The organism is Pedobacter sp. (assembly GCF_035317785.1).
Lineage (GTDB): Bacteria > Bacteroidota > Bacteroidia > Sphingobacteriales > Sphingobacteriaceae > Pedobacter.
On sequence record NZ_DATHGC010000023.1, the window covers coordinates 1 to 11003 of the forward strand.

Below are 11003 nucleotides of genomic sequence, written 5' to 3' on the forward strand. Positions count from 1 at the left end.
AAATTGATGGCCCAGTGGCAGGGCAAGGTTACAGGGTTTACCAAAGGAAGGGACCGGTCATTTCACTTTGGCACTCAGGACCATAAGATCATTGGCATGATCTCCCATTTGGGACCGCAGATGGCTGTGGCCGATGGGATAGCACTCGCAGATTTGCTTGCCGGAAGGGAAAATGCTACACTGGTATTTACCGGAGAAGGCGCGACCAGCGAAGGCGACTTTCATGAGGCCATAAACGTAGCTGCAGTTTGGAACCTTCCCGTTATCTTTCTGATTGAAAACAATGGCTATGGCCTTTCCACTCCTGTCAGCGAACAGTATAAATGTGCGCACCTGGTTGATAAGGCCATTGGATATGGGATCGAAGGTGTTCAAATCGACGGAAATAATATTCTGGAGGTTTACGACCTGTTAAATTCAATCGCCGGCAGCATCAGAAAAGATCCAAGGCCAGTTCTTGTGGAGTGTCTGACCTTCAGAATGCGCGGACATGAGGAAGCTTCAGGAACCAAATACGTACCTCAGGAATTATTTGAACAATGGGAAAAGAAAGACCCTATAAGGAATTTTGAACAATATCTTTGCGAACAGCGCATTCTTAACGATGAGGTCATCTCTCAAATTAAAAGAGAGTTCAAACTGCACATCGAGACAGAAGTTGAAGCTGCATTTGCGGAAGATGAGCCAGTAGCAAACCCTGCTCTGGAATTGGCAGATATGTACTTCCCCTACGCGGCTAGTCCTGTTGAACCAAAAGGGGAATCAAAGGAGGTCCGGTATATCGATGCCATAACAGACGGCCTCAGATTAGGAATGCAGCGGCATGACAACCTGATCCTGATGGGCCAGGACATTGCAGAATACGGCGGCGCATTTAAGATCACAGATGGATTTGTTTCCGAATTCGGAAAAGCAAGAGTTCGCAATACCCCCATTTGCGAATCAGCAATCGTAGGTGCGGGACTGGGACTGTCGATCAATGGTTTTAAGTCTGTAATAGAAATGCAGTTCGCTGATTTTGTAAGCTGTGGTTTCAACCAGATCGTTAACAACCTGGCAAAGAGTCACTACAGGTGGGCTGAGAAAGCAGATGTAGTCATCCGGATGCCTACAGGTGCGGGGACAGGCGCCGGCCCTTTCCATTCTCAGAGCAATGAGGCCTGGTTTACGAAAACACCTGGACTGAAAGTTGTCTATCCTGCGTTTCCGTATGATGCAAAAGGCCTTTTAATTGCAGCCGTTGATGATCCGAATCCAGTGATCTATTTTGAACACAAATACTTATACAGAAGCCTGACGGGCCTCGTCCCCAATGGGTTATATACACTTGAAATCGGGAAGGCCGGTAAGCTGAAAACCGGAGATCAGTTATCTGTCATTACCTATGGACTCGGTGTACACTGGGCACTGTCCTATTTGGATAAACATCCGGAAATCTCCGCTACCTTAATTGACCTCAGAACTTTGCAGCCCTGGGATAAAGAAGCAGTGTCTGATGCTGTTAAAGCGAGCGGAAGGGTACTGATCTTACATGAAGACACCCTAAGCTGCGGCTTTGGCGCGGAACTCGCAGCATGGATCTCTGAACACTGTTTTGAATACCTGGATGCACCGGTGATGCGCTGTGCAAGTCTCGACACCGCCATTCCCATGAATAAAATCCTGGAGGACAGTTTCCTGGCCAAAAGCAAGCTGCCTGAAACAGTCAGTAAACTTCTGAGCTATTGAATCAGCTGTTGGCACGATAATGGTCTTGCTGTTAATTATAAAAGTAAGAACCATATGAAAACCAAGCCTTATCTGCTGCTGCCTTTTGCAAGTATGTTATTTTTTGCCTGCAACAACCAGGCGAAACATCCTCAGGCCGATCTGGTCAACCAATATTCCCCAATTCCGGAAACGGAGCAATCCATTTTACAATATGCCGATTCAACTGACACACAGCAAAACAGCATGGAAAGACAGGTAAGTCTCATCTATCAGCTGGAAGGTCTTACTTTATATGTGGAAAAACTAAGCTGGAACGGCAAACCTGCACTATACATAGAACACACCAGCGATCAGGGACTGACTGACAGATCCGTCAGGTATTATTTTAAAGAAGACAGCCTGCTGCTGATCAGGGAAAGTATTAAGCGGACTAAAGCACAGGAAACTGTGTTTGAGGAAAAGCGAACTTATCTGAGGAACAATACTCCTTTCAGACAGGAACGTCGCCTGGCGACCTCTGCCTCTTCGCTTCAAACCAGGCCCTTTACCGATATAAAACCCTCCGGAAAGATCGAGGACTATACAGAAAAGCTGACACTTCTGAATGATGCGCTGGCCGGGCAAAACAGATTTGAGACCGTGTTTGATCAATACATGCCTGCTCCGGAAGGACAATATTTGTTGCTCAAAAGCAAGATCCCCGGAGGTTACAACGCCAGTCTCCTGGTAAAGGAAGAGGATGTGCTTATTGACAGCATCAAACAATATCCTTCTTTATTTAAAGACGCCAAGCTCAATCTGAAATGGGAAATCAATGAAAAGGAAGCCATTTATGTTCCCGTTGCAGCTAAGGTAACTTCCGCCAGCGGATTAAACAGGTAAGTATTTCCATTGTCAAGGCATATGCATCTGTATCTTTTACGCAGCTTTTCGCCTTTTTTAAACTTACGTCCATCCTTAATGGTAAATACGGTATTCAAAGGCAGCTCCTCCAGTCTCGAAACATCAAAGGACAGGTCATATTTCTTTAGTGCCCTGGACAGCTTCAGATCAGTACAGCTCGCTGCCGATGGATTGTTCAGGTAACTGACGATGGCTTTGTGTATGTCTTCCGGAAAGATCTGTTTATCCATGAACGGTACCATCATCCGCTTAAAGTTCCGCTTCCATTCTTCGCCGTGGGGCTTCACTTTATTTTTGTGGTCGTTCCAGGTCAGCAAATGTGCAAACTCGTGTACTGTCGTAACCAAAAATGCGTAGGAATTCAAATTATTATTTACGGAGATCTTGTGGCCGGCACCCTTAAAAGGATGCCGGTAATCTCCTAATTTAGTCGCCCTGTTTTTGGATATTTTAAACTCACACTGAAAATAATCGATCCATCGCGCTATGATCGGGGCTGCTACGGCCGGCATATATTGTGCTAAGACGTTCTCCTTTTCCACAATGACCAAGATAAGGAAATTACTTCAAAAGCTGGTAAGCGATCAGGCTTGCCACATAAGCCATACCTGTCATGTATACCAGCTGGATGACCGGCCACTTCCATGACTTGGTTTCCCGGAATACAATGGCCACCGTACTCATGCACTGCATGGCAAATGCGTAAAACAGCATTAAAGAAAAAGCTGTGGCAAATGTAAATACAGGCAGCCCGGTGTCCGGGTTCCTCGCCCCTCTCATTTTATTTCTGATCGTTGCTACTTCCCCGTCATTATCGACGCTGTATATGGTTGCCATGGTCCCTACAAATGCTTCTCTCGCCGCAAATGAAGTAATCAGTGCAATGCCTATTTTCCAGTCAAAGCCAAGGGGCCTGATGGCCGGCTCTATCACATGGCCTAAAATGCCCGCATACGAATTTTCAAGCCGCTCAGCAGCTTTATCTCTTTCGAGCGTACTCACTTGCAGACTATCCTTTTTTGCTTCTATAGCAGCGTATTTCTTGTCTATGGCTTCAAATCTTTCCGATGGTCCATAGGTAGCTAAAACCCACAGCACAATAGAGATGGCAATGATCACCTTACCCGCTTCAAATACAAAGGTTTTTGACTTTTCATACATCGTATACAGTACGTTGGTCCATCGCGGCATCCTGTAAACAGGCAATTCCATAATGAAATACGACTTCTCCCTGGCCTTGATCATAAATTTCATAATGAAAGCCACAAATACCGCTGCCAGAATACTGATCACGTACATCCCCATCAGGGTAAGCCCCTGTAAGTTGATAAATCCCCAAAGCATTTTCTGGGGAACCACCAGGGAGATCAGTAAAGTATAGACAGGCAGCCTGGCCGAACAACTTACCAAAGGGGCTACCATTATGGTGATAATGCGGTCTTTCCAGCTTTCTATATTCCTGGCACTCATGATCGACGGAACAGCACAGGCCAGGCTTCCGATCATGGGCACTACGGATTTTCCGCTCATGCCAAATTTCCGCATGACCTTATCCATCATAAAGGTCACCCTTGCCATATATCCCGTATCCTCAAGAATAGAAATGAAGGCAAATAAAATGGCAATCTGGGGAATGAATATCACCACTCCGCCCAATCCGGCAACAACGCCGTCCAGCAATAAATTGGTAAGCAGGCCATCCGGTAAATGCTGATGACCATATTCTGTAAGCCATACAAATGCATACTCGATCATATCCATTGGATAGGTTGACCAGGAGAAAATAGAGTTAAAAATAAAGAACAAAATAGCTATGAAGATCAGAAAGCCCCAAAACCGGTTGGTCAGCACGGCATCCAGCCCGTCACTAATGGCGAACTTCCTTACCGCACCGGTGTCCTCAATCACTCCGCTCAGTACAGTCCCCAGATAGCGGTAACGGGCTATGGTTTCTGCGGCCTGAAGCTTTGAAGATTCAAAATGATGTACTTTTTTTATCTCCTCAAGAGACACATGCTGCTCAGCTGAAAAAATACTAAGCGGCTCATGCTGGTGAAGCAATTGCAGGGCAAGGTAGCCATTGTCTGTTTTTAATACTTTTTTAGCAGCTTCAACAGCTTCCGGCGCCATCAGGTGCAGATCCGTACCCTCTGCTTGCGTGGCTATGCGAGTGGTGTTGTTAATGGCCTGCTTCAGCAGATCCATTCCGGTATTGCTCCTGGCGGAGATGGGCACAACCTGTATGCCCAGCCTTTCAGAAAGTTTATTGACATTGATGTCGATACCTTCCTTTTTGGCCATATCTGTCATGTTCAATGCCAGTACAGTTGGTATCCCCATATCTGCAACCTGCGTATACAAGAGCAGATTTCTTCTGAGGTTGGTCGCATCTGCAACCACAACTACTATATCAGGATGACTCGGATTATTTGAATCAGCGAGAACCTGCAGTACGATACGTTCATCCTTACTCTTAGGATACAGGCTATAAGTTCCCGGCAGATCTGTGATCTCTGCCTGCCGGTCACCGGGCAGTTTACAGTAACCTAATTTCTTATCAACTGTGATCCCCGGAAAATTCCCTATCTTTTGATTTAGTCCCGTAAGGAGGTTAAAAAGTGTAGACTTTCCTGTATTGGGATTTCCAACTAATGCAATTTTTATATTTCCAGCCAAAGTTATTGTTCGATTATAATAATAGATGCCTCGCTTTTACGCAGGCAAAGCTGATAGCCCGCCACGCGGATAGCAATAGGACAGCCCATAGGCGCAAAGCGCTCAATTTCCACCTCTTCGCCGGGCAAGCAACCCATTTCCATTAATTTAACGGACATTTCCAAATCTGTAAAAGACACTATGGTTGCCCGTTCTCCCGGACTCAGCTGCGAAAGTTTCATCTGTATATAATGATGTGAATTGACGCGCAAGTTAGCCTTTATCTATAATAAATCCAAATAAGAAAAGAATATCATCCGGTCAGGAAAAAGATGGAGCTTTACTGGTGAGGGTAGCTCTTATAACTGACTTTCGGGCATTTGCAGCCGCCGCCAAAAATACCGCAACCACTCATTATGCCCGCGGAAAGCAGTAATACCAAAACTATTAGTCGTCTTTTCATACGGTCATCTGTTAATATCAGGGTTTATTATAATTGGATTTATGTAAAAGTACAAAACTAAAGACTCCCATAAAAACACCCAGCATATCACATCCGAAATCCCACCATTCAGCAGACCTGTAGGTAAATATTTTCCATTGCAGCAGCTCTATCGTTCCGCCCAGACATGCTCCGATCAGGATTACCTTAAATATGGTCAGTGAGCGAAAACTGTAGTTGTGCTGGTGCCGGATCTTTCCATAAAAAAGGAATATGGTCAGCACGTAGAAAAACCCCAGGTGTACCATTTTATCAAAACCTTCAAAAAAAATGCCTGATCCGGATGTATCAGGCATTTTCACGTTACAGAGTACTAAAATAACTACCGTCCAGAATATGGCCCAGCTCTGGTATTTTAATTCTTCAAATTTGTTCATCAGCCTATGCTCCTACCAATGCTTTATACGCATCTGCATCCAGCAGGCCATCTATGTCAGCCGCATTTGAAACTGTTACTTTTACCATCCATCCCTGTCCGTAAGGATCAGAATTTACCAGTTCAGGATTGTCGTTTAAAGCAGCGTTCACTTCCAGTACGGTTGCGGTAACCGGCATAAACAGATCAGAAACAGTTTTAACTGCTTCTACAGTCCCAAAAACCTCATCCTGGTTTACTTCGTCGCCAACAGTATTGATATCGATATAAACAATATCACCCAGTTCACGCTGTGCAAAATCAGTAATGCCTATAAAGGCTTCATTACCTGCTACCTTAAGCCATTCATGGTCTTTAGTGTACTTTAATTCTGATGGAAAATTCATTTGTCTTAGTTTATATTATCTTAAGTTAATTCTTTCGCAAAGCCAGGTCCGGCTCTTCGCGTTCAAAGGTAATTAATCTGCAGATGTATAACAATCCTAATTCAGTGTTATCCGCAAACTAAAACCAAAATTGCTGAAAGAGGTATTAAACGTCTGCGAAGTATAAGGCTTGGTGATGTTTGAATCGTAAAACAAACGAATGTTAAACCTCTGGTTCAGCACATAATCGACACTTGGCCGGAAGGTGATGTTTTGTGCCCCGGACGAAACTTCCGCTTCCGTAATATCCGGTCTGTAGATCACGGTCTTGTTGTCCCTGACGGCAACATCCAGTTTAAAATCCATGTTATTATCCGTTTTTAATCCTTTAAACAAACCAAAAGGAAACCTGAACTTATTGGTACGATAGCCCAGCCCGAAGATCAGGTTATTTTCAGACAGCTGGGCCAGCTGACTGTTGGCAAGACTCAGTCCCAGCATCCTGGACCTGCCCAGTTCAAAATTTGCCGTCAGGTTATTTTTAAACCTGGTATCCACTCCGATTAAAGGAGCAAACTGCTCTGCTATTGTCACCTGGGCATATTGGTATTGCGGAAGAAAATTGCCGTTCACATCCCTGCTGCTTACTTTTCCATTCGTTTCACCATACCTGATCAGCGAATTGAAACCATTTACACTATATACCGAACGGTAGGAATGTCTGAGGTCAATAGAGCTGAACCTGTCGGCAAGGAAAGGAATTCTGGTTAATCCGCGATAGTTAACACGCCAGTTTGGCAATGGAATCCTCGGAAACGAATTTAAGCTCACAGACGATGCGCTTTTTCCAGAGTAGGCCGCTAAAAATGAAGAAACCACTACGTCCTGCGAAGCTCTGTCATAACCATCTGCAAATCCCGATGAGGAACCTGATGAATTGGGGTTAAGCGCTCCCAAACGCTGGGAGATCACTTCCCTGTTGGCCATGAACTGGTTGTAAAGTTTTGAAACCGTATTGCCGGAGCCTTCAGAAAAAGCAGTCCGCAGCGTAATGAAAGACACACTGTAATCCCCCTGCGTATACGGACTCTGGTTCTGGAACTCCCGTGCATTCGGATCATATCTTAAATTGGTAGAAAAGTTCAGTGTCCTGTTCTTATTTGCTGTCAGGGTAATCGTCAGGTCTTTCATTGGCTCTATCAAACTCGTAAAGCTCAGGTCTTCCCGGAGTGTATTGATATAAAGCTGGGACTGAAGTGTATCCGCTGTGATCCAGCCTTTACTCAGGGCCATGTCCCTGATGTCCCGCTGACTGCCAAATACAAATCCGAGTCCGGGAGCTCCGGTTGCCTCATCTAATCCAAAGTAGCTCGTCCGCGGTAAAAAGCCCGGCAGGAATATCCCTTTGTTTTGGGTATACGCACCTACAATATTCTTCACCCCGGTAAGCAGGCCGACCAGAAAACCAGGCCCTGTGCCGTCTTTCCCGGCTTTTCTCACAAAACCAAATTTATTGTACAGGCTTGCAAAATTCAGGTTGGGATTGATCTGTATGATCCTTGAATTTTGAATGGTATTGCCCAGGTCGATGGCAGGGTTCCTCAAAGTAGACAGCGGTTCAGTTTGCCAGTTAAAGTTGGTACCATAACGGGTGGCCACATTTACCCAATCCAAACCAGGAATCTTGTTGACTGGAAGATTATAGGTCACATTCATATTGTGACTATAATCTGTAGTCCGTCCCAGTTTTTTTAGATTCTGCCACAACGTGTCCCGCTTCGTTCCATTGATCCTTCCCTCAGGCTCATCAATGATCGAATAATTGGTCGCATCAAAATCCAGTGTCAGAGACCTGGTCAGATTCCAGGAAATGCCATAAACCCTGGTCACCAAAAAGTTCTTATTGAATGTCGTATTGATAGGGATAGAATTGTTAGGATCATTATTTCTCAGGCTATTCTCCGAATAATAGCGGTCCACGTCAATCCTGAAGTTGATCGAACTCGGCAGCAAACTAAAATTAAACTCTTTTAGCAGCGCCAGCATATTCGACTTAATAAGCTTATTAAAAGGTTGGTAGCTTTTCGACTGCCCCGAGTAATTATAAGCCAGGGAGGCCCTGTAAGTCTCCTGTATATTGTTCTGATTGATGAAGTCCCTGTGGGCAAACTTCGTATACGCATAACTCGCATTCAGGTTTTCCACATCCCAAAGCTGTGGTTTTTTCTCAGGATCCGTCCTTTCCTTACGGACATTGGTAAAGTTGATGCTATTTCGTGTCGTATAATCCTGTGCGTAATTCAGGATCTCTTTTTTCTCCGCCTTAGTTGCCGCATCCAGCGCATTTTTCAATTCTATATCCGGTGTGCGCGGATCATACTGCGGCGTACTGATCTGGCTGGAATAGCTCACAAACATCGGGACCTTAATCCCGCTTTTCTTTGGCAGGAATTTACCCAGCTCCATGCTCGATGAGATGTCAAAGAAAACATTATCTGCCCGGTTCCGCTCACTCACCCTTTTCTCCAGCGAACCAAAACCAATTGTAGATTTACTTCCTGAAACGTTCACATCCGCAAAATCGGCCAGCTGTGCATTCATTCTTGCCGTAGCCGCCCAGCCCCCGCGTTCATCAAATTCAGTAAGGCGCAGCTCGTTAAACCAGATCACGGCGTTCTTGTCCAAACCATCGTCACGGCCCGGGCTTGCCCCGTTCCGCAGTGGATTTTTAACTCCCATCATATAGACCCGCACCTTACTCATATCAGGCTGTCCCTTTATCGTAATGGTCCTGCCGTTCTCTATGTAATCAAATGGAATATTTACCGGCCAGGGCTGACCGTTCAGCAAAGCCTTGTTCCTCGCCAGCTTGGCATTTTGAAAGACCTCAAGCGCAATATCCAGCTTATTCTGATCAGGCCAGATGGCATACGGATCACTCGTCCCCGGATTGGTCACCTTCAGCGGCTGCGTGTATTCATAATAGTTGTCCTGGTTATCTGTTCCAATACGCAGGAAGGCATTCACATCATTGTCATTCAGCACAGTATTGCCCAATGCTTCCAGGTGAATGTACATCTCCAGATGCTTATAAGACCTGAAATCATTTATTGAAGTTTTGAACGCTGCCCTGCCATATCCATCACGGAGGTTCCTTATCGTGACCGCCAGTGACTGCTCATTCTGCCTTGTATCACCGCGGTAATTGCTAAAATCCCGCTCTCTTTCTATGCCCGGCGGAACCACATAAGGGATCGGCGTACGTTTTCCGTTCTCCTCAATATTCACAGTAGCCACCTCGATTGTCGAATTGTCGGCACCAACCGGCACCAGTGCCTGATCAACGATCACCTTATCCGCATCATTGCTGGCATTGTACTGCCTCCATTCCCCTCTCACCAGCTGAATTTTTCCAAATCTCAATATGGTAGTATCTGCGAAATTGGTCATGAACAGACGCACAAAACGGATCGATTTAAAATCCTGGATATTTCCAACTTTCTGTTGGTACTGAGCCAGAGGAATTCTGATCTGGTACCAGGTCACAGGCTGCGTCAAACCGTTTGCCAGCTTTACCTGAGAGGTTACCTTATCCGTCACAAAGTTCTGCCCCACCATCAGGTCACCCGGGCGCATAGAAACTTTGTACTGAAAATATTCATCACTCTGGGTCATGTTGTTGTCCCTGTTGATATCCTCCCCGTCCGGCAGCGATGTTGAAGCAGAATTGTCTACACCAAAATCTTCCTGGCTTTGCTGAGGTGTTTTGGAATTGCCCTCCGGGCCATTGTATTTCTGATACCGTTTCAGCAATCCGGCATTTGCCTGGTCCAGCTCCCTGCTTCTGTAATAGGAATAATCATCAGATGCCGGGTCATTGTCCAGCGTTGCGGCAGCATCAGGATTCAGCTGTCCTTTGATCTGGGTGATCTGCGCAGCAAATTTCGCCCGTTCATCGGGATTGGACAAACCGTCCAAACCCGCGTCCTGGATCCTTCTTGCATTCGGGTCATTGTCAAAAGCCTGAACCACAGGCTGCAGCTTAGGCACCCTTCCCCAGCTCGTTTCATCATATTTCGATGCATCACCGTCTGCCGGCAAGCCATTCTCGAGCGATTTACGCCCGTCTTTCAGGATATCTTCAGAGATGTTACCGATATTAAAGTACAGGTCACCGCCAGCAGAATTAGGCTTATAAATGTTCGGATCCATTACCCAGAGCTCGATAAACTCTATATTCAGCGCTTCAAAATCATTGGTCTCAATTCGCCTGAACAGACCTCCCCATCTCGTTCTGGGATTGTTCAGCGCACCAGTGGAACTAAAGCCGGTAGGTGTAAAGTTATACGGTCCCCTTACCGTCGGATAAAAAGCAACATCCAGCGTAGGCAGGCTAATGGACTGTCCGGTACTAGTCTCCTTAAACGGAAACACCTCCTGTTCAATGATCTCCCGCACATAATGATTCGAGAATTCTGCTCGGTCATTTCTC

At 45.7% G+C, this 11003-nt stretch carries 8 protein-coding genes; 2 read left to right on the forward strand and 6 right to left on the reverse strand.

The window, feature by feature from the left end:
• On the forward strand, window positions 1-1728 hold a 1728-nt coding region (locus tag VK541_RS01880; protein WP_324366362.1), incomplete at its 5' end, for an alpha-ketoacid dehydrogenase subunit alpha/beta.
• A gap of 54 nt (window positions 1729-1782) precedes the next feature.
• On the forward strand, window positions 1783-2592 hold the full coding sequence (locus VK541_RS01885; RefSeq protein ID WP_324366364.1) for a hypothetical protein: 810 nt from the start codon (window positions 1783-1785) through the stop codon (window positions 2590-2592).
• Here VK541_RS01885 and VK541_RS01890 read toward each other — a convergent pair.
• The 6 genes from VK541_RS01890 to sprA form a co-directional block, all read right to left on the reverse strand.
• Window positions 2541-3155, reverse strand: coding sequence for a SprT-like domain-containing protein (locus VK541_RS01890; protein WP_324366366.1), 615 nt, complete (start codon window positions 3153-3155; stop codon window positions 2541-2543). The genes VK541_RS01885 and VK541_RS01890 overlap by 52 nt on opposite strands.
• Window positions 3156-3174: 19 nt before the next feature.
• A complete protein-coding gene (feoB, locus tag VK541_RS01895; protein WP_324366367.1) occupies window positions 3175-5289 on the reverse strand; it encodes a ferrous iron transport protein B in 2115 nt (704 codons plus the stop codon).
• Window positions 5290-5291: 2 nt separating this feature from the next.
• On the reverse strand, window positions 5292-5510 hold the full coding sequence (locus VK541_RS01900; protein WP_324366369.1) for a FeoA family protein: 219 nt from the start codon (window positions 5508-5510) through the stop codon (window positions 5292-5294).
• Window positions 5511-5748: 238 nt separating this feature from the next.
• Window positions 5749-6147, reverse strand: a complete 399-nt coding sequence (locus tag VK541_RS01905) for a VanZ family protein (protein ID WP_324366371.1) — start codon at window positions 6145-6147, stop codon at window positions 5749-5751.
• 4 nt (window positions 6148-6151) lie between these two features.
• Complete coding sequence (gene gcvH, locus VK541_RS01910) at window positions 6152-6532, reverse strand: glycine cleavage system protein GcvH (protein ID WP_324366373.1); 381 nt, start codon at window positions 6530-6532, stop codon at window positions 6152-6154.
• A gap of 96 nt (window positions 6533-6628) precedes the next feature.
• A partial coding sequence (sprA, locus tag VK541_RS01915) for a cell surface protein SprA (RefSeq protein WP_324366375.1) occupies window positions 6629-11003 on the reverse strand: 4375 nt, incomplete at its 5' end.

Bases quoted from the DNA above. Each gene is read 5' to 3' on its own strand.
- VK541_RS01885 (WP_324366364.1), top strand. From the start codon at position 1,783: ATGAAAACCAAGCCTTATCTGCTGCTGCCTTTTGCAAGTATGTTATTT.
- VK541_RS01900 (WP_324366369.1), bottom strand. From the start codon at position 5,510: ATGAAACTTTCGCAGCTGAGTCCGGGAGAACGGGCAACCATAGTGTCT.
- VK541_RS01905 (WP_324366371.1), bottom strand. From the start codon at position 6,147: ATGAACAAATTTGAAGAATTAAAATACCAGAGCTGGGCCATATTCTGG.
- gcvH (WP_324366373.1), bottom strand. From the start codon at position 6,532: ATGAATTTTCCATCAGAATTAAAGTACACTAAAGACCATGAATGGCTT.